Source organism: Clostridium sp. AF34-13, from assembly GCF_003477845.1.
In the GTDB taxonomy this organism is placed as follows: domain Bacteria; phylum Bacillota; class Clostridia; order Lachnospirales; family Lachnospiraceae; genus Butyribacter; species Butyribacter intestini.
This window is the reverse complement of sequence record NZ_QUEB01000008.1, coordinates 34,520-59,836: the sequence shown is the minus strand read 5'-3', so window position 1 is coordinate 59,836 and position 25,317 is coordinate 34,520. Positions and strand designations below refer to the sequence as shown.

Here is a 25,317-nt window from a genome sequence, read left to right as displayed (position 1 = left end):
AAAATCTTTTGTATAACTTTTTCCCGATTATTCACCGCCTTACAATAGCCGTCACAAGTTTCTCAACCTCTCTTGATGGTTCTTTAAGGTCAGGAATACATATAACCGGGATTCCTGCAGCTCTTGCCGCCCTTATTCCATTTTCACTGTCCTCAAGCACAAGAGCTTTCATCGGAGATACATTAAGTCTCTCGCAGGCATAGATAAAAATATCCGGCTCCGGCTTTGATACCTTAACTTTATCCCCACCAATCACAACATCAAAAAAGCCGTCAAGTTCTGCCTGTTTCAAATATTTCTCAACAAGTTCAGTCTTTGTCGATGAAGCAACCCCACATTTAATATTCCCTGCTTTTAACTCCTGTAAAAGCTCTCTTATCTGAGGTTTAACCGAAAGACCAATAGTTTCTGAAATCATTGCCATTCTCTCCTGTGCCTTTCTGCTACACTCCTCAAAAGGATAATCATAACCAAATTTAGACTGCATAAAATCAACAAGCTTTTTTCCACCAAGACCAAGTGTCTCTGTGTAAATTTCCCTCGTCAGTACATAGCCATGTTCTTTCATCGCAACCGCAAGCTGTTCCATAAAAACACGCTCAGTATCAAAAATAAGACCATCCATATCAAAAATAACCGCCTGCTTTGACTTCACACTACGAACAGCCTCCAAAATATCGTTATATTCTCTAACCACTCTTATACTTTCCTTCCTATTCCCAGTTTAATAAACATTTGCGAAACTCCTATAATACATAATTAAATTGTGCAACTAACACAGCCTATATCCGTTTTCGCAATTCACTATTAAAATTTAATAACTGCTGTTTTCCCTGTATTCTTTTGGTGTACATCCTATCGTATTCAAGAATACCCTGTTAAAATAACTTATATTATTAAATCCTGACAGATTTGCTATCTCACCTATCTTTTTCTCCGTATCCTGCAACAATTTGCAGCTTTGCAATATCCTATATCTCATAAGATACTGTATCGGAGACAGTTTCATCGTCTGCTTAAAAACCCTGCTGAACTGCCCCTCACTCATAGGAAGTATCGCCGCAAGCTCTCCTAATGTTATCTCATACGCATAATTTTCTTTTATATAGGAAATAACAGGCTCAAGTCTCTCAGAATAACGGCTCTCTATATCGTTGTCTTTCTGTGCACGAACACAATTTTTATCAAGAATATCCCATATAGCCAAAATACGGCTTCTTATCATAAGCTCAAACGGTTCTAGCTCATGCTCCGGACACTCTCCTATTTCATGCAGATAATTCCTTATATCTTTCTGCCAGCATTTATCTTCATCCTCACTTACGGGCATAAATTCAGGAAATACATACTTATCATTTAATATTGGTCTTATAAATTTCTTAGAAAAAATGCTATGTATATCCTCATTAAGCACATGATATGAAAAATCAATGGCATAAAATGAACATACTCCGCCACAAATATTTTTTGCCATATGAAGATAATTTGAATTTATAAATACAATATCCCCAGGATTCATAACATATTCCCTGTCCTCAATCGTAAACAGCACTTTCCCCTCAGTCAGAACAAGAAACTCAAATTCCTGATGCCAGTGAACATAAAACATTACATCCGTATCCGCCGAATATTCAAGTTTGTGAAGTCCAACCGGAAACTGAGCCGTACCATGTTTTTCTTTTTCTTCGTATTCCTTTTTTCTGCTCATCTTTCCTCCTCATCTCCAAATGTTTTTATAAAATTCATTATTAAATGTGTAATCATACCACGACAGGCATTATCAAACTTCCACAATAAAGCATCTTTATTTCATTTACCGCATATATCTTTTTATCCACTTTTTCACTTTGCACATATGTCTTTCTCATTCGTGTTTGTTGTGCTTTACCGCATATATGCCGGCTTTATCCACTTTCCTCTAGCTTTTCTGTTCTTAAAAGCATCTTTCTTATTATTGTACCCTGTCACACATACATACTGGTATCTGCTCGCCTTTTTAAGTGAACGATAAACCTTTTTAAGACTTATCCATCTGCGGTTGTGCTTCGGATCACCTGAATCAGCTAGAAATACCCTGTCACGCTTCTTATCATATGCAAAAATAGTAACATAATGTCCTGGCGTGCCTTTCCAAAAACAAGTCGAATCATAACTGCTGACAAGCACAACAGCACATTTTGAATTCGCAATATCCCGCCTAAACGAAGAATATCTCTTCGGCTTTCTCTTAGGTCCGCAATAAATACCTGCCTTTCGCATACCAACCACCATATATTTCCAGTCGATTGCACCTACCCCCCAGTAGCCTGTTTTCTTCTTTACGAAATTTCGCATATCTACCGGTGATGCCTTATATGTTTCCGAAGTGATAGATGAATAAACATTTGCCATGCAGCAAAGACCACATCCATACGCACCAAACTTTCTTCCGCCAATATATGCATCTCCCCAGTAACCCGACCACGCAAGCTTCTTTTTCCATGCCTTTGGTCCCTGAAAATATGAATAAAGATATCTTGTGTCAACAGTGTTTTTCTTTGCCGGAACTTTTGTCTGCACCGGAGCAGGTGCAGCAGTCTGAACAACCTCCTCCGTAGGCTGCGGGGTCATGGTATCAGCCGGTGCTTCCGTAACACTTGCTTCTTCGCTTTTTGAAAAATGTCTCACAAAATCATGTGCCAGACCGGTTTTAAAAGTTGCAAATGCCACAATTGCAATAATACACACCGTTGTGATAATATGCAATCTATATGCCTTTAACGGATTTTTTCTCTTCCACATTCTGAAAGTTTTTTTAATTTTTCTCATCAGCCTTACAATATAAGGCTTTTTTCTTTTCTTATTTGCCATGTTTTTTCCTTTTCTGTTCTTTGTTTTTGTATTTTCCTCTTATACAGTTATACTTCCCTTTCATTATATCCATATAAACTGATGCTCCGGATTGCTTCATTGCCACGCAATTTTCGCAATCCTACAAACACCTCAATTCTCGCTTATTTGCAAGCAAATCTGCTTCATGTCGGTGTTTGGTGGGTCAAGCCAGTAGATATCAATTTACATATAAACATGCATTGCTATCTACTTTTGACCCTAACATCATAGTATAAAACATAATCTCAATTCTTTCCATTAAAATTTAATAAAAAACAAAAAAAAGAGCAAAACCAGCGTTTTGCCTTAACACCACCACTACATTACGAGCATTTTACTATACAGAAAAAAATGATGAAATCATTCAAAAATAATTTCATCATTTCTCTACCCTTTTTTCTACCCTTTAAATTTTCCCGACTCCCTATTTTCAATCATACCTTATATATGACGTCCTACACTTATATGTATGAGAGACTCACCAGCTACATTACCCGATGCAGCAGACATTTATACAACCGTGATAAAACACCATAACCCTTTCCAATACCCTTTTTATCCTTGAAAGATTTAGCTGCCGTTCACACTATAAGTATCATCAACGGCTTCTACCCGTTAATCTTTCAATCTTGTCTCTCTTAATCATCATTAACTTAGTTGCTGCTCACACTTTCACTGTCACCGGCAACTAGACTTTCTCAATGACTTTTTACATTTTTTATTTTACTCATTTTCGCCTAAAACTCAACACTTTTCGCATAATTTGGTCTGAAATACATATATTCTGGTCTGAATTGCAATTTTGTAAAATGAATGAATCTGTGATATAATAGTGTTTAAATATACTTGTATTAAATAAAGTAAAATTTTGACTACGATATTGATTTGAGAAATACAGCAATTAGTTTCAGAGCAAAAAACAAATTGCTTTTACGGTATCTATCCCCCAAAAAAGTTGCTCAGGAATGAGGATGATTATGTTTACGGTACTTATTTTAGAAGATGACTATGAACAGCAGAAAGCTGTCAGCAAAATAATAAATGAACACTACAAAGACTGGCAGATTTTTATAGCCGGTACATATAAAGAAGCCTGCAACCTTACATCAACAAAATGTTTTGATCTTTTTTTACTTGATATTGAGTTAAAGCATGAAAACGAAAATGATCTGGACTGTGACGGACTTGATTTTGGAAAATATATACGAAGCATCGAGCATTACCTTTACACACCGATAGTTTATATGACAGCACTCCCTGATAGGATATTCTTTGCCCTTCAGGAGATACATTGCAGCTCATATCTGGTAAAACCATTCACCTCATATAAACTCATAGAAACACTTGACTATATAATAGGTGAACATAGAGAAAACAAAAAAGAAAAGATAACTTTAAAAGACAGTAATGGTGTATATCTCCATTTACTGCTTGATGACATAGACTACATTGAATCAACCAGCAAAGAAACTGTCGTTTACACACATGACGCAAATATTAAACTCACAAATATGACAATAAATGAACTACTTGATATATTTCCAGACAATTTCATACAATGCCACAGAAAATATATCGTAAACCTGCATCATTTTTATTCATATGATAAATCAACATTCATAATACAGGTTGGAAAACACTCCATTCCACTTGGAAGAAAACACAAAAAGGACATAGAAGAACGACTTCATTTGATTTAAAATTTTTTATTCAAATCCCCCGATGGAATCCATCGGGGGATAGGTTGGTTTCCTCATATGATACTCTGTTGTATATACAACTTTAGAGACACGCTGCTGATATTTTCTTTATAATCTCTTTTACATAATCCTCTGATTTTGACACTTTCTTTGCTATGTCAGATACTGACATATTGCAATCCGTGTATAAAGTCTCTATTCTGCCTTCTTCTCTACCTTTCTCAATTCCTTTTTCTATCCCTTTTTCCATCCCTTTTTCCATTCCTTTTTTCCAGCCTCTGTTCATCGCCTGCTCTTCATTAGCTTTTATCTCTTCCTTAAAAAACTCTCTTAATACATCATTCATAATACCTGTCCCTCCATTCTTTATACTGTCAAATAATTCTTGGTTTGACGATACCATTATCCCTAACAATGAATTTATACAATCTTTTTCAAACGGCTCATGCATTTCAAATGCTTTATCTAAAAAATCATCTACAGTACTTCTCTTCAGTCCTCGTTTCAGTGTCTTTAGGAATATATGTTCTTTTTCTCCGACTTCTGCCGTGACTACTACCTGTGTTTTTATAAATCCGTCTTTTTCTATGTAGTATATGCCACTCGTTTTTTCATATACTTTGTAGCTGTTTTCTTTAAACCATCTCAAAAGCTTTTCAGGTTTTCTTTCTCTTACAAGCGTAATCGTGATGCTGTTTATGTCTATATCACCTACATATTTTTCACTGCTTTTGTACAAATATGCGTATGCCATTACTTTGAAATATGTGTCTTCATTTAATGTATCATTTTCAGACTTATACTCCATTATGTTATGTTTCTGAAATATCCGACCTATATCGTTCGCTATTTCAAAGTCGCCTGTTTTTTCCACTACAAGCAAATCTATAAGCAGCGGCTTTCTACTTAGCGGATATTCCCTGTGAAATTCCAGTCTGTCTGCGTACTCTCTAAGCTCCAGTTCCATAGCTGCACAAAATCCCAAATGCCACTGTATATCATTTTCTTTCCCCATAATGTCTCCTTTCCTATATTATACATACCATATAATAAAAATGCAATGTTTTCTCCTACTTTTACAAACATTTGTTTGTTTTTGTATTTCCATCATAGCATATAAACAAATGTTCGTCAATATGTTTTCTGCGAAGCTTTCCCACTCTATGCTTTCTGCATATTTTTCCTTCTCTATATTTTCTGCAAAGTTTTTCCATCTATATTTTCTGCATAGGTTTTCATCTATGTTTTCTGCATAGTTTTCTCTCTCAAATAAAAAACACCCCAAAATGCTTCAATACATTACATATCCACATTCTGGAGTGTTTTTCAATTATTATAATTCCATAAGTTAGCAACCCCCATTTCAAATGGGGGGATTTAAAGTACTATTCATTAAATTATATTAAGACATAATCGTAATTTAATATTAAGCACCGGTACTTGCTAAAGCTGTTGGCACCGGTGTTGCTGCTGTAAACTTAGCTATTCCAACTACGACATAAGCAACTTACTTTCCTCCTTAATTTTAATTTTTGACTTCGCCGTAAACTTCACTGTCCTAACTACAACATAGTCAGAACCTAATATCTTTTTCTTTGCATCACCTGCTAAACAAATAAATATCCTATCCTTATCTCCACCCACTTTTCACATAAAGTGTGTATCAACTCCACACCTACTTCTTTAACTGCAATATCTCAAATGATACTATATCATAAAAATCTTCATACTGAGATCTCATAAGTTCGGGTACATACAGCTTCTCAAGATTATCTGCTCCATCCAGCAGCTTATCTGTCGGTGCGATTCCTTTTGAATATATCTTCAAGGTCTCTATTCCACTGTCATAAAATGCACTGTCACCCACCGTATTTACACTCTCAGGCACTGTCATCTCCTTTATGGATGTGCAAGACCAAAAAGCTTCTTTTCCTATTGAATGTATTGAGTCCGGCAATTCAATCTTTTCAAGTGAAGTACAGTTTGTAAACATACTTGCACCTATTACCTCAATGCCGTTTTCCAATTTACATTCTTTCAAACCGTCACATCCGAAAAATACACTTTCGCCCATCACTTTTACACCAGCCGGTACTGTAATGCTCTTTAGTGCCGTGCAGTCACAAAAAGCTTCTTTTCCTATATCCGTAAGATTTTTTGAAAAACTGACCGTTTCAAGACTTGAACACTCGGCAAACGCACTTGCTCCGATGCTTTTTACACCTTTAGACATATCGACCGTTTTCAATGAAGGGCATGAATAAAAAGCTTCTTTTCCTATCCTTGTTACATTTTTTCCTATTTTTATCTCAGTCATAAACTGATTTGACTCAAATGCAGCTTTCTGGATTTCAGTAACTTTATATTTTTTCTCTTTATATGTGACCTCATCCGGTATTTCAAACTTTTCCAAGTCATTATTATAATAAGTTTTAGCTGACATTAACATTTTTTTCTCATCAGTAATCTCATAAACCACACCATCGTTTAATACTCCGCCAAGGCTTTCGTCATACTGCCCGTTCATGGCAGAATAGTCAGTACCATCTGATGTCGCATCCGCATTATCTTTTGATGTATTTTTCCCTTCTTTTCCGAGAAATATAAAAAACACTACACATATCGCCAAAAACAATGCTATTATGATAAAATATATTCCTTTGTTTTTTTTATCCATTATATTTATTTCCTCCATGAATTTTAACATAATTCATCGCCATAATCAAAAGACTGATAACGCAAAATTATATTTACTTTTACCTTAAATCCCGACATGATTATGCTAAAAAAAGCACTTCAGAATGTTTCGATATATAATCTCCACATCCTGAAGTGTTATATGTAACGATCATCAAAAGTCAAATATCAAATTTCATAATATCCACTCTATAACAATCCTCTTATCATATAAAAACTTTTTTCAAAGCTTTATCTGACTCTGCTGTAAATTAGTCTTAATTGCCACTATTCTGTGAAGCAGTGTCACTATTTTTATTTACCTGTAGCAGTTGCTGTCGGTGCTGGTGTCGCTACCGGAAGCTTAACTGTACCAAATGCACCATACTCAGAAGCAAATGTCTTCTTCTTTGCATTACCTGCTACACGGATAAAGATCTTGTCTCCGTCTTTGAGTTTTGTAAGCTTTAATGTCTTTCCTGCTGCAAGCTTCTTTGCACCTGTTACTGTAGATGCAGGAGCTACATATGCATTTTCAGCACCTGCAAATCCTACTGTAGAGTCTGTTGTTACATAGACATCATATGCATTTTCAGTATCGGCATTTGTCAATGTAGCTGTAGTTTTTCCTACACCTGTGTATTTTAAAGTAACCTTTCCATTTGCAGTAACTTTCTCAAGATCTGCTGTTCCAAAGTTAGTCTTATCAATCTCTGCATCTGTATCAGCAGAAGCACCTGCTACTTTTGATACGCATTTAGTGCTTGCTGGAACTACTACTTCTGTGATGTTTGATGCTGATTTAGACTTTGTCTTATCTTTATCATTTGTCTTTGCTGCTGTGCGGACATCAAGTGTAAATGCTGCATCCTGCTTAAACTCAGCCAATGGTACAACGACTGTATTCTTTGTTGCACCCTTAACGAGGTCATTTGCAAAAACACCTACTGCTGTTCTGTACTCTGCTGTCTTTGGTATAGAAACAGTGTTCTTTGTGTAGTTTACTGTAATCTTAGGACCTGATGCAAGCTTAGCAACTTTTACTTTTAACTCTTTGCTTGCGAATGTACCTGTAGCTGCATATGCTTTTGCAGCCTCACCATTTAACTTGATATCAACTTCTTTACAATTTCCAGTACTATCATTTTTGTCAAGCGCATCGATATCTGTTGAAGCAGCCTGGCGTACTTTAAGTGTTGCACCGAGTTTCTGATACTTAGTAAGATCTGTGCCCGCTGCACTATCTGTTTTAGCTGTATATGTAGTATATTTACTTCCGTTTGCTACTGAAAACTCTACATTTTTCACTGCTGTAGCTGAACTCTTTCCTTTAGTAATATCTTTAAGTGAAAGTGCAGGTGCTGCAGGGTCAGTATAGTCGATAGATGCTGCAAGTTTGCTTGGTGTAGCTGCTAACTGTATAGCAACTTCTTTAGTGTTTTTGTCACCTTTTATAACAACATACTGTGTCTTTGTAACTGCTAATGATGATGTATCAATAGTCACACCATTTGTCGTGTCATTATCATACTCAATCCATTTCTTAACTTTGACATCTGTAGGTGTCTTGGCACTGTAAGTACCGATACCTACATATAATTTTTTGTCTGCTGTGTCACTAGCAGCTTCTTTTACTACAATATTCTGCTCGCCGTAGTTTATCGCGATTTTTGCGATATCAATAGCTGTAGCAGCATCTTCTGCTGAAGCGCTCTGGACTCCAAATCCGGCAGATACAGCCAGTGCAGAAGTGACAACTCCTGCTCCTAAAAGTAATTTTCCTAATTTCATAACGAAAACCTCCTTGTTTTTGTTGTTTTTTTGTCCCCACGCATCGTCCTTGGAACAAGGGACATATAATCTTACAATATGTATTTCGACATAAAAAATAAAACATTTAGCTTTTTTTTATTTTTTTTCAAAAATACTCCATACTTTTTTAACGGTCTTTTTTTTGCCGTATTATTCCCTTAATATGGCATTATATTGTTGACTTTTGTTCTATTTTCCTATTAGAATAGAAGCATAAATAACAAACGGAGGATATGCATATGAAGAAGAAAAACACTCTTTTATCTTTGATGATAGCATTGTCTGTCATTATTTCATCTTTATCTTTTCCGGGAAGTACGGCTTTTGCCGCCCGCAAAAAGATAAAACTTAACAAATCGACACTTTCATTATATGTTAAGAAAACTTACACCTTAAAACTCTCAGGTGTAAGTGCCAAAAAGAAATCAAAGATAAAATGGAGCAGTTCCAACAAAAAAATTGCTACTATTAATAAAAAAGGTAAGATTACCGCAAAAAAGAACGGTAAATGTAATATCTACGCAAAATACGGTAAGAAAAAATATAAATGCAAACTTACCGTAAAGAAGAAAAAGTCTGTGAAAGCTACCAAAAAACCAAGCGTAAAAAAGACACCTGCACCTACATCAAAGGCAACTGCAAGCCCTGATACTGACGATACAGATACAACATCAATGCCAAAAGTCACAGTAAAGCCTGACACAACACCGACTAAAAAACCATCTGTGACCCAAAAACCGTCTGCGTCAGCTACACCTGTTGTAAACACGCCCGTTCCTATCACGACTAAAAAACCGTTATTTCCATCAACACCTGATACTTCCGCCGCTCCGGGCACATCCGCCGCTCCGGGTACGGCATCTTCACAGCCTTCAACAGATACGAACAAGCCTGATACGCCTGGCACTTCACAGACACCCGGTACAACAAATGCACCCGTTCCTACGGCAACGGCCTTACCTACCAAAAAGCCTGCTGCCACGGCACCTTCAATAATCCAGACAAAAGCTCAGGTGGTCACACCTGTTGTCGATTCGACAGATGATACTGCACTCGATGCATTGGCAGGCAAAGTAACTGCAAAGGTACAGGCATTTTATGGTCATATACTTATCACACTTACAAATACGAGTACAGATTGGATAAACACACTCAATATAAGCAGTACTTTTTACAGTTCAGATGTAAAAAAAGCGTCTGCAGATGAAAAAGACGATTATAATATCCTTACTGACAGCTCTGTACAGTCTGATATAGCACCAAATGAGAAACGATACATAACTGTTGACACTTCAAAACTTGATGACCCATACGATGTTTCTGCTGCCGATACAGATATCACATTATCTGTCACTAATGAAGAATCAGCCCAGGGAAGCTACAAGACCGTCGATTCAAACCTTATAAATGTAAGTATAGGTGATACAGATTTGGAGCATCTTACAATCCCTGTCACAGTAAATAACAGTTCTGACAATATTACAACGGTATCTTATTTAGTATATTTATACAATGCAGAAAGTAAGATTGTTGATACTATTGCAGACTCAGTATCTGTACAGGCTTCAGGAAGTACAACTTCGACATATCAGCTTCCTTACTACACGGATACATCACTCAAAAATATTTGCCTTGTAACTGCTGCTCAGCTTAATCCTCTCATAAGTGCATCGACATTTGTTGAGAGAGACTACGAAGAAGAACTGCGTACATATGCCCAAAATGTTTCTGTCAGTGCGTCAACAGTTAAATATCTCGGTCATGCTGAATTAAACATTACAAACAACAATGCCATAACACTCAGCACGGTCACCGTAAACTCTACATTCTACAACAGTGACAATGAACAGATTTATACCGATGAGTCCGCACTATTGTCGATAATGCCTAATGAAACGCAGCATCTGGCAGTAAAAATAGACTCCGAACTACTGTCACAGATAGATTTATCTAAAACACAGTTTTATGTAAGTGTACAGGAAGATAATTCTACTTTTTCATACAGCGAGGCTAAATCAGAGGCAAACTATGAAACTTATGACTATTCTATTACCGGAATTTCCATCGACCTTAACCATCTTGATGAATATCTTGATGAATACGGAAACCTCACCGATGAGCCTACTGTTGATGTGACTATTGAAAACAAATCCATCGACAACATTGATGTATCTTTTGAACTGCTGTTTAAGACTGGAACAAAACCTTATGATATTTATGCTGAAAGCGTCACAGCGGCAGCCGGTGAAACTACCATAGTTACTGTGCCTATGCCTTATACTGTAAAAACTACCGTTACTGAAACAAAAGATGAAGTAACAGGCGAAGTAATAGACAGTGAAGAAATAACTTCATATGTACTGGAGGACGGACTTAAATACAGTTTTCAAAATGTCACAGCACATCGTCTGACTGATATATCGATGAATATGGCAAAGAAATAAATTAAATATTCAATAAATACTTTTCAACTTAATATTTAATTCAGAAACACTGAAAAGTTCAGATTAAAAGCTCCTTTGGGTTTGAATTATTTCAACCCAAAAGGAGCTTTTTGTTTTCATTATTTTTCTCTTATTTTATATGCTTTGTAGTTGTGACAGCCTGTTCTCTGATTTACCGGTGGCAGTTTCATATAATCTCCATACAATGACTTCAAATATATATCATATCCACCCGCCGCATCATAAATCCTGTCTTCAAAATTCACTTTTATGGTTTTATCATATATTGATGTTGGAAGTATATCCTTCTCTTTATACTTTGTTATACAGAATGCCTTTTTGCTATCATCAAAGCGGTATCTTTCTAACATTTCAAGTATCTCACTTCTGATCTTCTCTCTTGCTTGTATCTCGTCGTTATCATTATATGACAATTTTAAATACGAACTGATAAATTTTGTATTTAATCTTCTAACTTTATTGTAATAGAAACGGATTTCATCTTCACTATCAGGCAGACCCGATAATGCAAAAATATCTATGCTCACTCCGCTAGTCATTAAAAACGGATATTCCCACCATTTCATAAATGTATCATTGTGTATCATCCTCGCAAAAAAAGTAAAACATTGTTCTTTATTTGTATAAGGAGACAATATAGTATAATGCTCATTGTCTTTGTCAATTATCTCAATAAATTCCAAATAATCTTGATATGGCATTATAACATCTATATCATCATCCCAAGGTATATAACCTTTGTGTCGTATAGCTCCTAATAATGTACCGCCACACAGATAATATCTGAGATTATTTTGTTCACATACTCTTTTTACCTCGTCCAATATCTCTAACTGATATTTTCTGACTTCTTCATGAGACAATGGTATATAATCATCGGCTACTTTAAAATCTTTTAACTGCTGCTCCAAACTATAAAAGTCAACTATCTGATATATATGTTTTCCTTCTTTATATCCCATGTTTTCCAACTGTTCACACATCTGGCTGTAATATTTTGATGCTATCAGTATTACATAGTCATCACAAAATTCTTTCAGTAAATTTTCCGGATTATAAGCTCTTATAAATTCTTTTTTTGCAAATTCATATGCCATACTCTGCATATGTACCGGTAATATTTCATTGATTATATCATTTAATTCATCTACCTTTTTACGATCATTATCTATGTATGCACACACTCTGAATCCTTTTTTCTCCAGATACTCCCTCGCAGCATATGATGATGTATTCAATCCAAATAATACTATTCTTTTATCTTCAAGCTTCTTTTCTTCTATTAATATGTCTATATTCTCTAACATATATCTATTTATATTTTCCATTTCTATCTTCATAGTAAGCCTCTTTCATATCTATTTCAACCATTCATCTTCCCTTGTAGCTAAAAGTGCTTTGAATATCTCTATGTCATCTACTGTCGTCAGCTTTACATTTTTTTCAGAACCGGCAGAGAAATAAACCTTTTCCCCTAATTCCACCATCAATGTACATGAAGCGACCGAATTAGTAATTCCTCTTTTAGCTGCCTCCTCATGTGCCCACAACAATTTTTGCAATTTAAACGCCTGCGGCGTCTGTGTCCTCACAAGACTTGAACGTTCAATCTCCGAAACAGCAGTATCCTCACTTTCTTTTAAAAGCATTGCCTCAGCACATGGTATCACTGCTATAGCAGAACCACGCATATTACATACTCTTATGCAATCTGATATAATCTCAGATGACACCATAGGTCTTATAGCATCATGAATCAAAACCGTATCCTCTTTTTTTATATGCTTTTCCAGTTCTTTTATACCGTTATATATCGACTGCTGACCATTTAAACCACCGGGTACAATCCACTTCAATTTATCTATATTAAACTGATTTGCATATGCTTGCAATACAGTTTCCCAACCATCGATACAAACAACCAATATAGCATCTATACTTGGATGTTTCTGAAATGCTTCCAATGTATAAATGATAACAGGTTTGTCATTTACATTCAAAAATTGTTTTGGAATATCCTGGTGCATTCTCTGCCCACTTCCACCTGCGATAAGCATTGCGACATTCATTTCTTCTCCTCCATCAATATTATATTTTTTAAATTATTTCTTTTATTTTTTCACAAAGACGTTTTGATGATTCTTCGTCCTGGGATGAAAAAGTTCTCTCCAAAAGCCATTTTCTTCCTTCATAATCGGTGTCCTTTTCTAAAAGTCTTTCCATTGATTTTTCTAGCTCAGCCTGTGAATATACTTTCGTAACTTTAATATATTCATTAAACGGTACATACTCATCCCTTGTACCACTTGAATATTCTTTATAATCAAAAGGAAATATTATGGTAGGACGGTTTAATAGTGAAAAATCTGAAAAAACAGATGAATAATCTGTTACAAGCATATCTACATCTTCAAGAAAAGTATATGGATCAACATCTGAATCAATATTGTATATATTAGTAAATTCCACCCTTTGAAATTCTTTTTTTGCCTTTGATTTAGGATGCATTTTAGTCATAAAAAATATATTTTTTTCTCTAAGAAATATATTAAATTTTTCTAAGTTTACAACATCAAAAAACATTGTTTCCGTATTTCTAAATGTAGGCATATATACTACAACTTTCTCACCTTTATTTTTATGACCGGTTATTATTTGCAGATTTTTTTCTTCTGCTCCTGTAAGAAGTTTGTCTATATTTTCATTCAACATTGCCACATTCCTCGGATATCCTTCTATTATAATATGTTCCTTCGGTACCTGAAATGCTGATGCAAATATATCTCTGTAAGTTGGAGATGTTGCAAGTATATAATGTGACGGCTTTTCATTGCTCATACGCGTGATTGCTGTCGAAATATATTCCCTAAAGTTTCTTGGGTGTCTTAAATAATCAAATCTGTTATCAAAATTGGTTGCTTTATTTCCTGCTCCATGCCACAGATTTACTTTTCTTGCACCCCCTGAAAGCCAAAAACATATATCTTTAGAATAGTTGTCAAAAATATAGACTTTTGCTCTTAGACAATAATAAACTCCTTTTATTGAACGAACATAATATGCCTCTTTCCCATTTTCTTTTAAAAATCGCACTATTTCTTTTTTTCTGCTTATCCAAATTGGACGAATTGATTTTTTTTCAAATTCGTCAAGATACAAATAAAAGTATCGTGCATTGTCCGCATACCTCCTCCCAAATGTCGAACCGAGTACCCATATTTTTCTGCTTCTCGGTGTCAAAAAAGAAATCCAATATACCGGTATCAAAAAAATCTGTAACCAGTATTTTATTCTGTCTGATATTTTATTCATCAATACTTTCCGCCTTATTCATATCTCTTAAATCATCGACTGTTATTCTCATCCCTGAAACCGGATCCGTAAATGCCCTCCAGCCAATTTTTTTTATTTTTTCTCCATTTAAAATCTGACAATCCGATTTGGAATATCCACTTTTCTCCTGTTCTGATGCATTTTCATATATTAATTTTGTCCCTGCTATTTCTGACAGTATCTCTCCCATCTCATATATTCTCATCTGTGAATTATGTGAAGCTATATTGTATGGCTCTCCACTTTTTCCTTCAAGCAGTAACATTATAATTGCACTTGCAGCATCTGTAACATAACATATAGAACGCTTTTGCAAACCTGCACTTTTTATAATAATGTCTTTTCCTGCTGCTGCCAGACGTATAAAATATGACAATACCCTGCTATCTCTTTCTGTCATGGTCGGCCCATATGTATGACATAGTCTTGCAATCGTAAAATCTACACCGTACTCCGCACTATAACTCCTACAAAACACTTCAGCAGCACGCTTACTTTCCGGATAACAGGAACGAAGCATATTAAAATCAAGCTCTCCAATATTTTCTTCACTATATCCGTCATCCGCATTAAATCTTCCATACACTTCACCGGTAGAAATATATATGATCCTTGCATCATTTGCCTTTGCAAGCTCTAACATTCTCTCCGTTCCTGTAAGATTAGCCTTCATCACCTCAACCGGCATAACACTAAAAGCTTTGGGATCACCGTATCCGGCTGCATGAACGATAAAATCTATTTTAGGATAATCCATTTTTTCACAAACATCACCCTGTATAAATTTTATCTGTACAATGTTTTTTTCTTCGCTTTCCTTTTTTAAAACATTATTTTTTATTTTATCACCAAAAAGTGCTTCTGCTTTTTTAAGACTTCTTGTCAATATATATATATTAACTTTTTTACCAAATCTATTGCAGCCATAATATATCATATCAGCAACAGCACGACCTACCATACCTGTCGCACCGGTTATCAAAACACTTTTATTATCAAATCTGTTCCAATCTATACTTAGTTTATCTAATATATTTTCAATATTATTTATATATTTTTTCATATTCATCATATTTTGCAGACAATTTATATCCTGTTATTAAATCTGCTCTATATCCTCATTTTTTAATTCTTTTATATAACTTCTCAAATCAGCGACCACATTTGCAAATATCTTTATTATCTCTTTTTCACGATCTGTAAAGTTCATCTTATACTCAGGTATATCAACAACCTTTTCCTTGAATAATACTCCATCTTTCCTTCCCATATAATTTGTTGCTATATAATAATTATCATCACTGTATTTTTTTATAAGTTCTTTTCTACATTCATTAGAAATATATCCTACTTTTGAAAATTTGTGATTTGCCGCATACTCCATGGCATTTCTCGTAACAACATAACACGGTTCGTCAAGATGCTTTTTATATTCTTGATTGAACAGCCATTTCATTTCTATTAATTCCGCATCTATTCTCTCATTTACCATCCCCGGTAATACGATACCTTCCCATGTATCTTTTATTCCAAGAACTTTACAAAAATCGGATGTAATATCTTCTCTTGAACCTTCAAACTGTTCTCTCTCATATACCCTGACTATAATATTTTCTCTTCCTACTATTTCTGCAATCTCATCCAATTTTTCTTTATATCTTATGGTTGTATCTTCTAAGAGCATCTGATCTATGTCTCTTATTTCCATTTTTGTCTTGATACATTGATTCCAATAAGACTCTATATATAAATCCTGTCTTCTCAGATAACATACTATTTTAATATTATCATATCTGTTTTTTATACTTCTTATAACTTCTGCTGTTGTCGTAGACGGATCATCCTCCCATATAACTTCATCAGAAAGAATAACATTTGATGATTGCAAATGTTTTAAAAGCATTTGCAATAATTTTTCTTTTTTTTCTTCGCTCCAATTTTTTTTAATCGACCATCTGAGCAACATACCATTCCGCTGAGTAGATTTATAAGCCCTCTCACCGTACTGGATCTGCCACTCTTTCAGCATATCAGGGACATCCCATCCCTGCTTCTTTAATTCTTCAGAATTTTCTGCCAAAAATTTTTGCAATGCCGTTGTTCCTGTTTTAGGAGTTCCTATGTGAAGTAATAATGTATTTTTCAAGATTTCTTTCCTCCATGAAATATTCATTTTTATATTTTCAACATCCATGCCGAAATATTTTCTAAAATTCTATTAAAATTCCAAGTTCTATTATGTTAATTCAAATAATATTTTAACTTTAGTTCCTGCATTATATTTTAACATCTGTTTAGTTTAAATATCGACATTTTTTTATCATATTTAACTCAACATTGTATCTATATTTTCTTTTATTCTTTCTTAGAGCATATTCTTCAAACAGCTCTATGTCTTATTTCGTCGTAATTTTTGACTATTTTATCTTTTTATATGCCGTCACTGAGTGCAATACACGGTCTTTTTCATCAGGCGGTGTCATATAATCACCATATGCCAAAGTAAGACATTTATCGTAATCTATCGGCACTTTATATTTTTCTCCCTCAAACATCATTTCAGTTTTTTCTGTTATCTTTTCTTTTTCTATCGTCCAGCGCAGTTCTTTAAATTGTGTATGTATCAGACCCACATAATTACTTTTATCATAATCATATTCAAAACATTTCTTTTTCATTATCTGTGCTCTTGGGTCCTCTATGCCCGAAAGTATATCCCTTGCACAATAGTACTCTGTCCACATCTCATTGAGTACAAGATTTTCATCAGTTTTTGCTTTTCTCTCTTTTTCACCGTCCGGATAACCGGCAAACGGAAATACATCTATAAACACTCCTGAAACAATCTGTATAGGAAATTCATTGTGAAATGCAAGTGTGTCCGTATCTATTATGCGTGCAAACTGATGTGTATATGAATCATCGTTTTCCCAGTCTGTAACTCTATATTTTCCGTCTTTTGGATAACTGTTTAGAAACTTTATATAGTCCGGCAAAGGCATAGCAACATCAATATCATCATCCCACGGTATATATCCCTTATGTCTGACTGCACCGAGCAAAGTACCTGCAAGCAGAAAATACTCAAGTCCGTTTTCATCACAGTATTTTTTGAAATTTCGCAGGATATTTAATTGAATTTTTTTCACTTCTTCTATACCTATCGGTTCATATTTAGTGAGTATTTCACGGATTTCCGGCTTTTTTAATACATACTCGTCAATTTCTTTTGGCAGACATATTATATTCCCTTCAGGAACTCCTATATCTAAAAGCTGCTTAGTCATTTCTTTTTGATACCGTGATATAATAAAAACAATAATATTATTTTTTTTATCTGATATACTTTCCGGCGAATCAACAATAATTTCAGGCGGCAATGATTCAAACTCTGAACTGTCGCAAAACTGGCAGAAATTATTCACTTTCTTTTCCCATTTATTTTTATTGTTATCAAGAACACAAGATATATTTCTGCCTTTTCTCCATAAATATGTATTTAAAATAGGCACATAATTTGTACTGCCAAACCATACGATTTCTTTTTCTTTTTTATCTTCCACAACATCTTCTATCTTCTGTATTATGTCGTTTAAAAAATTGTAATGTACTATCTTGTCCATCTAAAGTTTTCCTCTCTTTCATCCTACCCTGTCAAGTACTTCTCTTATCATGTCCTCCTCAGACTTGTCACACAGCAGTTCCTCTGCATCGTCACAAAGTTCCATGCGGTTAAGGCTGAAAAAATTTAAAAAGCTGTCCGGTCCGTAAAATCTATCCGGATAGAGTATTATCTTTTTCGCCTTTGCTGAGGCTATAACATCACACAGACCGCTTCTAAGCCCTATCACCGTTCCTGCTGCCTCGACCGTCTCTAACGCATACCTTATATCAAAAAACAACGGCTTTGTGCCTTTTACCGCAGGCTCTCCGTCACCGCCGCTGTTGGTGCATACCGTATAGCCTTTCTGCACCAGAAGTGATGTAAGTTTTTCCCAGAATGTTTCAGGCATTTTTGTCGCCGTCTTTGCATAAGGAAACAATATAACTGTCTTTCCACGCTCTAATTTTTCATTTTCAAACAATTCGCTTACATATTTAAGGCTTGTCTCACTGTCTCTTATCGCCGACGGCAACTCTGGTCTTGTGCCCTCAGGCAACCCCAATATCGTGTATCTGTAGTGATCCATAAAGTTTACTTCATGGTAGTTTCCTATCTCGCCTATTTTACTGGTGTACGGATGTTTGTGATTTACGACTAGCATTTTCCCTTCTGCCATGTCTGTAAAAACACCGTACTGTATAAAGTCTGACAGTTCACTTCTCTCCACTCTGAATAGATTGTCATCAAAGCCAAACAGCCATGCTATTTTTGAGCAGGCCTTGTTTGCAAGCACAAGTGCATAAGATTTTATATTATTTTTTTTGATGTAGTCATGCAGGCAGCTCATGCCGACATATGCATCACCCAAAGCGATAAGTGGAAATACAAATATCTTCTCAACATCACCGCGGCTGTCTTTCAAGTTCTCATATACTTTTTTTCCTCGTTTTACTTTATCAACACAGGAGTGAAATTCTTCTTCAGTGAGCGTTGCTACACGATGGCTGATGTAGTCGATAAGCTTTCTTATATGCTCTTTTTCATTGTATCCCATGCCCGCAAGCTGTACTACCATCTCAGGATAATATTTTGATGCGATGAGAATCAACGCATTTTCTTTTTTTGGCTGCAAAAGTTTTTCGGGCAATGAAACTGTTACACCGTTTATCACCATACCGTTTTTTTTTGAATTGTTGTCTATAAGTCCATTTACCGTGATGCCTTTTTCAGTAAGGTATTCCATAATACGCTCTGCCGGCTCATTGCTCCCAAATATCACCACAAAACGATTTTTAAATATACCTTTACTTGCACACTCATCTATTTTCTTGTGCATTTCCATGAGCACATTATATTCCATTTGGTCTCCTCCTCTTCATGAATATTTTGTGACGCTCTCCTATACTGACATAGGGATATGCGATAGATTTCCATCAGTGCATCATTCCTTTTAGTCTACAAGGCTGTAGACGATACCTCTCACTACTTCTTCTGCCGTCAGTCCCTTTTTGCCTATAAGTTTCTCTCCCATCCTGCCGGCAGGACACTTTAGCGATGCTATGACAATATTAGGTGCAAACTCATACAACTGATAAAACTGTATCAGCATTTCTATCTGTTCCTGTGACAAAAATACGGCATCCGCAATATTTTTATAAAGCCCTGTGTTTTCTGATACCCACTCGTCCTGTGTGAGGAGCAGAGCATGGCTTATACCTCTCTTTTTTAAAAATTCACCAAGATATTTTATAACGGGTCCGTTGTATTTTTCGCCATTGTGCGGCATGAGTATCACATATACTGTATTGTCTATGTGGTATTTGTCAACCAGTTTAAGCCAGAGTTCTCTTCCCTGCTTTGCTTTCATAATCCGTTCTTCAAATCCAATGCCCATATTCCTCTCCTTTTCCTGTTTGTAAAATTTGTATGATTAAATTTTACAGTTATAACACAACATATAATTAGTTTCACAATCACCTAAAACTTATATTTATTACAGAGTTTCATCAATCTCAAACTCATCCTCCATAAACCTATCACGCTGTGTATTGACTGCCAAAGCAGTCCTTAAGCCTGACGGTTTACAGTCGTTTACAAGTATTCTCTCACCGTAGCCTGCACCATAGACTATCATATCATAACGCACATTATATTTTGCGAGAAAATTTTCTGTCAGTTCCTTTTCTTTTTCTGTCCTCGATGTTAGAAATACTATCATATCCTGCTTTGGTATCTGCCTAAGATATTCTAGGGCTCCGTCAAGCCAACTGTCCTCACCGTCGAGTTTGTAGCCGTTGTGCTTTACGAGTGTTCCGTCAAGGTCGAATATCCAGGTCTTTCCAAGAGGGGATACTTTGTGTTTTTTATTCATTTTTGAGCACCTCTCCTATATGTCCTCCCGGATGGTTTCTCTTGAAATCACCAAGCTCAAGACCCAGCCTGTTTGCTATCATCATCGCAAGTCCCTGTAAGACGATAAGATTCATTGTCGTTGAGTTGTTCGGCATAATATTCCACATATCGCCCTCGTGCATAAGGTCGATGACGAGGTGGTCAGGTATCTCTTTTGTGAGCGTACTCTCTTTTACAAATGTCAGAAGCCACATCTTGACATTCCTCTCCTTTAAAAGATTTGTCAGATAAATTGACTCTGCCGTTTCTCCGCTCTTTGTCAGTATTATCACCATATCTCCGTCTTTTACGATTCCCATATCTCCATGTACCGCTGAGTTTGTATGCAGGAAGTAGGCATCAAGTCCGAGTGAAATCATCGAACCTACAAATTTATCACAGATAGGAACATTTTTTCCAAGTCCGGAAACTATTATCTTGTGACCTAATTTTATAGTCTCAACTGCCATGTTTACCATTTTTTCAAATACATCCATGTCAATAGAATGTATTGAGTGTTCTATCTCTTTTAGCTGTCTTTCAAAATATGTTGTCATTATACTCTCCATTCCTGCACTTTTTTGTGCATATCAAATCTGTACTTTGCACAAATTTAGCTTTTAAAAAATTTTGCGTATATGGATTCTTCACATTATTTCTTCCAGATAATAAATACCATTATAAAATGCTCCGCATATAGAATCGTAATCTTCCCATGCGTATGTCGTGAGTGACAGCCATATGATGGCATGAATAAGTTTTAACTGTTCTTTAGTCACATCATCCTTAACCATTTCAAAGAATGTGTCCTCCATGTCTTTCCAGTTGTTTGAAGCTATATCAAGATTGACGCTGTCCCCGCCAATGTCCAGTCTGAAATCTTTTAAATTAAATCTGTCGTAATCACCGACTAAAGAATAATATAATTTTGCCCAGTCGTATGCGGTATCCCCATACATTTCCGTGTAACCGAAATATCCTCTAGGGTCTATGACTACCGGTGTCATGTCCTCTCTAAGCATCATATTGGAGAATGTGCAGTCTCCGTGTAAAAGCACAAACTTATCACAGGTAAGTTCTGATATTTTCTGCTCCAGCTCGTCCTGATAAAAATAGACATTACGGCACTCTCTTCCGTTTACCGTTATCGTCTTTTGGTCGGCAAACGGTATCATATCCCTTATTTTTGCAAGGCGGTCAAATGTCTTTGTCATATATGCCTGCTGCATACTGAAATAGTCGGTCGGTATGCTACCTAATGAATGTAAGCGTTTTAACATGACAACTATCTTTTCAAGTATCTGCTTTTTGTCCTCAAATTTAAGGTCATCATATTCATATATGTTTTTTCCGTTTATCTTTTCCATAATAAACGGCTCATAACTGTAAATCTCAGGCATATCGGTAAATCCGAGCGGTTTTACAAATTTGTACCAGCCTTTTTCTCTTACGGCAAGGCTTCTTCCCTGCTCGTCGATGCCCTCTTTTACCAGTCTGCCGTTTTCTACCGTCATCCTGTTGAACGGGCGGCATTTCTGTCTTTCCAGTTTGTTGTACTCGGCGATAAGCCCGTACTCTTTTGTGCGGTAAAGTCCCACCTCAGACATTTTCATGCCTGTCTGCTGAAGCCAGCGTACAAACTCGCCCTCCTTAGGCACATCCGCTATCTCTGACTTGTCTTTAAATACAAACAATCCCGCAACTCCATATTCTTTTGATCGTTCTTCCTCAAACAGAGCATTTTCGTATTTCCAGCGGCACTCAAAGTCTTTTGACAGACCTACAAAGTTTTCATCATCCTCAGGTATCTCAAATGACTCAGGCAATATAAGATCCGACCAGATAAGCATAAAACGCTCTTTTGGCGGAAGAAGTCCGAGTGCATCCTGTATGCCTGCACAAGTTCCTTTTTTTCCTCTTGCATCTACCAGCAGATATTTTACATCCGCAAATACTTTTAAATATTTTTTTAATACTTCATATTTATAATCCCCTATTATGATAAACCGTTTATCCGGATATTTTCTAAACAGATGAAAAAGCATCGGAAGATTGTTTATCGGAACAAGTGCTTTCGGTTTGTTTACCGTCAGATGTTCCATTCTCGTTCCTTTTCCTCCAGCCTGCACAATTATATAATCTGTATTCATATCATAGTCCCCCTGTGTTTTCTGAAATTATTTTATTAGTTTTGAAGATTTCTGCAGTCCTTATGAAAAGACTTTGTCTCTTAAAATACCATCTTTCTTTTTTGTTTCTTCCTCTTATAAAGCCGCATCCTTTTATTTCCGGGAACTAAAAAAGATAACCAACAGACCGGCAGCAACAATAGCTGCCTCCAATATTTCAGCCTTTCAGTTATCTTGTTTATCATTATTATTTCCTCCATGAAATATCAGTTTTTGTCACGGCATCCGTGCCTTTTTAATAAATTTCTCTATTTAAAATATCGACATCTTTTTTATTATGTTTAATCTAACAGACAAACTACAGATTTACCATTTCATTCCAAATCAGATATTCTCTAAAGTTCCACTTAGCCAATCAACGCTTTCTTTTCCAAAAAGGCAAAGCTTATCTTCCTCATATTCACTCCTATCTTATATCTGATAATTTTCCTTTATTTTACAGTGTTTCTAACGCAGCCTCCAACAAAGGTGTTGTAAATTCAACCGCTCTTATGACTGATTCAAATGCAGCCTTTGACAACTCATATGCTCTGATAGTGTCCTCCTGTTCATCACCTGACAAGCTATTAACCTCCATAATTCCGTCGATATTCATCTCAATAAAATCGTCCAACAAACTATATACAAGCTGCTTTGGGAAAAATTCGTTTAGCTTTTTTATTTTCTTTACAGCTTTTTTTTCCTTTGCCATATCTCTCTTTTTATGTTTTAACGATTTTATTACTGACTCTGTGGTCTTTATGCCTTCTTCAGCTTTTTTCTTCATTTCAAACAATTCAATTTTCATATGCTTCATATCATTTTTAAATATGGCATACTTTTCATCGTCAAATGTCGGCTTAAGACTATCCAGTATTTCTTTAAAATCAAAGTTTCCCGTACAATATTCATCTATAGCCTCATTCAGTGTCATTATACGGCTTCCCTCTATCTTTGCACCGCCCTCAGTTGCATCTATAACATCCATCTCTCCGTGAAGTTCTGCTATCATCGTCTTAAACCAATACAGAAATGTCCTCCAGTCCTCTCTGGTCCTTACCTGACCACCGTATATATCCTCTGTATATATCTCTTTTCCAACAAACTTTTTTACTTCCCCTCTTCCTGCATGAGACTGTTTCCCCATATATGCAAGATCCTGTCCCACAAATATAACACGCTTAGATTTCAGATGTTTTGCAATATTAAATGCATCTGTTGCAACAGACCCCCCTTGTACCCAATTAGGATATTTTAATCCATACTTTGAATATATCTTACTCATAAATCCGGATGTTATTATCCATATCTTTCTGCCTGTATTCTGCTCCAGAAACTCATTTCTTGATGTTATTCCTACAAACATCGGCGATGTATGACATCTTTCATCTTCTAAATGGCTGAGTCTCTTTTTAACATCTATGCTTACTATTATGTCATAATGTATATCATGCTTTAACAGTGTTTTTACCGCTGTATCTGTTGCAATTATAAATGCTTTTCCCTCAGCTTTTTTTAATTCTTCTACATTTTTACTGAGTGAAGGACCAGCAGCAACTATTATAACCGGTACATCTTCCGGAACTTTTCCTATAAGTTCGGTTATATAATTGCTGTTCCTTACAAATTTTAGATTTTTTAAAGTATTATCTATACCTTTGCGATACACATCATCTAAGCCATAAGCAACAAGCATATCAAAAGAATATTTCTCCTGTATGGCTCTCTCAAACTCTTTTGCCTTATCATAATACAGTTTCTCCATCTCAGGATAAAAACAAATTATCTGGTTTGGAATCATTATTGAATTTATTACTTTATGCAGACAGAAATAGAAGTTTTCATCATTTATCCTATCTATATACAACTCAACCCTGTCTGATGAGATTATCCCTGTCATATCAAAATTATTGAGGCAGAAAATAAAAAGTGAAACATCCGGCTCCATGATAATCAAAATCGCATCGTCCTTCATTTTATTCATTATTGCATTTGCAAATGCACCATTTGCAAGACCGAACATCAAAACAGAAACATCTATGTTGTCAAATTTGTACTGTTTTACCCATCTCTCCGCTTCTTTTTTTGGACTATACAAACTGTTTAATCTTATCGTTTTGCCGGCTTCATTTATCTGAACTGCTTTGTCACCGTCTTTAGTGTCAATCACCTCAAATTTTTCCGGATTATATTTTTCTTTTTCTAACACTTCCTTTACTCTATCATATAAATCCGGTCTGTTTTCTTTTATACAATCTATGTTTTTTTCCAAATATCCCATAACATGTCACTCCGTA

20 protein-coding genes are annotated in these 25,317 nt (G+C 35.6%); 2 read left to right on the top strand and 18 right to left on the bottom strand.

Features of this window, described 5'->3' with window-relative positions; all coding sequences use genetic code 11:
• Positions 1–31 precede the first annotated feature (31 nt).
• The 3 genes from DWZ63_RS08115 to DWZ63_RS08105 all read right to left on the bottom strand — a co-directional run bounded on the left by DWZ63_RS08115 (position 32) and on the right by DWZ63_RS08105 (position 2,850).
• A complete protein-coding gene (locus tag DWZ63_RS08115; protein WP_055945906.1) occupies positions 32–655 on the bottom strand; it encodes an HAD family phosphatase in 624 nt (207 codons plus the stop codon).
• A 159-nt stretch (positions 656–814) separates the two neighbouring features.
• A complete protein-coding gene (locus tag DWZ63_RS08110) occupies positions 815–1,708 on the bottom strand; it encodes an AraC family transcriptional regulator (protein WP_118499470.1) in 894 nt (297 codons plus the stop codon).
• Positions 1,709–1,884: 176 nt separating this feature from the next.
• Positions 1,885–2,850, bottom strand: a complete 966-nt coding sequence (locus tag DWZ63_RS08105) for a phytochelatin synthase family protein (protein ID WP_118499468.1) — start codon at positions 2,848–2,850, stop codon at positions 1,885–1,887.
• Between the two features lie 998 nt (positions 2,851–3,848).
• Between DWZ63_RS08105 and DWZ63_RS08100 the strand changes: the two genes are divergently transcribed.
• A complete protein-coding gene (locus DWZ63_RS08100; RefSeq protein ID WP_055945898.1) occupies positions 3,849–4,571 on the top strand; it encodes a LytTR family DNA-binding domain-containing protein in 723 nt (240 codons plus the stop codon).
• An 82-nt stretch (positions 4,572–4,653) separates the two neighbouring features.
• On the opposite strand, the gene DWZ63_RS08095 is transcribed toward DWZ63_RS08100, so the two are convergent.
• The 3 genes from DWZ63_RS08095 to DWZ63_RS08085 all read right to left on the bottom strand — a co-directional run bounded on the left by DWZ63_RS08095 (position 4,654) and on the right by DWZ63_RS08085 (position 9,038).
• Positions 4,654–5,586: a hypothetical protein gene (locus DWZ63_RS08095; RefSeq protein WP_118499464.1), complete on the bottom strand. Its 933-nt coding sequence runs from the start codon at positions 5,584–5,586 to the stop codon at positions 4,654–4,656.
• 660 nt (positions 5,587–6,246) lie between these two features.
• Complete coding sequence (locus DWZ63_RS08090) at positions 6,247–7,248, bottom strand: leucine-rich repeat domain-containing protein (RefSeq protein WP_182431469.1); 1,002 nt, start codon at positions 7,246–7,248, stop codon at positions 6,247–6,249.
• A 314-nt stretch (positions 7,249–7,562) separates the two neighbouring features.
• Entirely contained in the window at positions 7,563–9,038 is a 1,476-nt protein-coding gene (locus DWZ63_RS08085; protein ID WP_118499460.1) for a hypothetical protein, read from the bottom strand.
• A gap of 260 nt (positions 9,039–9,298) precedes the next feature.
• Here DWZ63_RS08085 and DWZ63_RS08080 point away from each other — a divergent pair, with 260 nt between their 5' ends.
• Entirely contained in the window at positions 9,299–11,503 is a 2,205-nt protein-coding gene (locus DWZ63_RS08080; RefSeq protein WP_182431468.1) for an Ig-like domain-containing protein, read from the top strand.
• A gap of 119 nt (positions 11,504–11,622) precedes the next feature.
• Here the strand turns inward: DWZ63_RS08080 and DWZ63_RS08075 are convergent, their stop codons facing one another.
• The 12 genes from DWZ63_RS08075 to DWZ63_RS08020 all read right to left on the bottom strand — a co-directional run bounded on the left by DWZ63_RS08075 (position 11,623) and on the right by DWZ63_RS08020 (position 25,301).
• Positions 11,623–12,864: a LicD family protein gene (locus DWZ63_RS08075; protein ID WP_118499456.1), complete on the bottom strand. Its 1,242-nt coding sequence runs from the start codon at positions 12,862–12,864 to the stop codon at positions 11,623–11,625.
• A gap of 18 nt (positions 12,865–12,882) precedes the next feature.
• The gene (locus DWZ63_RS08070) at positions 12,883–13,593 is read right to left on the bottom strand and encodes an IspD/TarI family cytidylyltransferase (protein WP_118499455.1); all 711 of its coding nucleotides are present in this window, start codon (positions 13,591–13,593) and stop codon (positions 12,883–12,885) included.
• Positions 13,594–13,621: 28 nt separating this feature from the next.
• Positions 13,622–14,836, bottom strand: a complete 1,215-nt coding sequence (locus DWZ63_RS08065) for a CDP-glycerol glycerophosphotransferase family protein (protein ID WP_118499453.1) — start codon at positions 14,834–14,836, stop codon at positions 13,622–13,624.
• Positions 14,829–15,920, bottom strand: coding sequence for an NAD-dependent epimerase/dehydratase family protein (locus DWZ63_RS08060; RefSeq protein WP_182431467.1), 1,092 nt, complete (start codon positions 15,918–15,920; stop codon positions 14,829–14,831). Before DWZ63_RS08060 ends, DWZ63_RS08065 begins: the two co-directional genes overlap by 8 nt.
• A gap of 36 nt (positions 15,921–15,956) precedes the next feature.
• A complete protein-coding gene (locus DWZ63_RS08055) occupies positions 15,957–17,003 on the bottom strand; it encodes a hypothetical protein (protein ID WP_118499450.1) in 1,047 nt (348 codons plus the stop codon).
• A gap of 271 nt (positions 17,004–17,274) precedes the next feature.
• Entirely contained in the window at positions 17,275–18,480 is a 1,206-nt protein-coding gene (locus DWZ63_RS08050) for a LicD family protein (RefSeq protein ID WP_118499448.1), read from the bottom strand.
• Between the two features lie 18 nt (positions 18,481–18,498).
• Positions 18,499–19,821 carry a hypothetical protein gene (locus DWZ63_RS08045; protein ID WP_118499446.1) on the bottom strand — a complete coding sequence of 441 codons (1,323 nt, stop codon included), beginning with the start codon at positions 19,819–19,821 and terminating at the stop codon, positions 18,499–18,501.
• 90 nt (positions 19,822–19,911) lie between these two features.
• On the bottom strand, positions 19,912–20,355 hold the full coding sequence (locus tag DWZ63_RS08040) for a hypothetical protein (protein ID WP_118499444.1): 444 nt from the start codon (positions 20,353–20,355) through the stop codon (positions 19,912–19,914).
• 99 nt (positions 20,356–20,454) lie between these two features.
• Complete coding sequence (locus tag DWZ63_RS08035; RefSeq protein ID WP_118499442.1) at positions 20,455–20,832, bottom strand: hypothetical protein; 378 nt, start codon at positions 20,830–20,832, stop codon at positions 20,455–20,457.
• A complete protein-coding gene (locus DWZ63_RS08030) occupies positions 20,825–21,409 on the bottom strand; it encodes an SIS domain-containing protein (RefSeq protein WP_118499440.1) in 585 nt (194 codons plus the stop codon). The genes DWZ63_RS08035 and DWZ63_RS08030 overlap by 8 nt, the downstream gene beginning before the upstream one ends.
• A gap of 90 nt (positions 21,410–21,499) precedes the next feature.
• Positions 21,500–23,002 carry a phosphotransferase gene (locus DWZ63_RS08025; protein ID WP_118499438.1) on the bottom strand — a complete coding sequence of 501 codons (1,503 nt, stop codon included), beginning with the start codon at positions 23,000–23,002 and terminating at the stop codon, positions 21,500–21,502.
• 475 nt (positions 23,003–23,477) lie between these two features.
• Complete coding sequence (locus tag DWZ63_RS08020; protein WP_118499436.1) at positions 23,478–25,301, bottom strand: 6-hydroxymethylpterin diphosphokinase MptE-like protein; 1,824 nt, start codon at positions 25,299–25,301, stop codon at positions 23,478–23,480.
• Between the last annotated feature and the right edge of the window lie 16 nt (positions 25,302–25,317).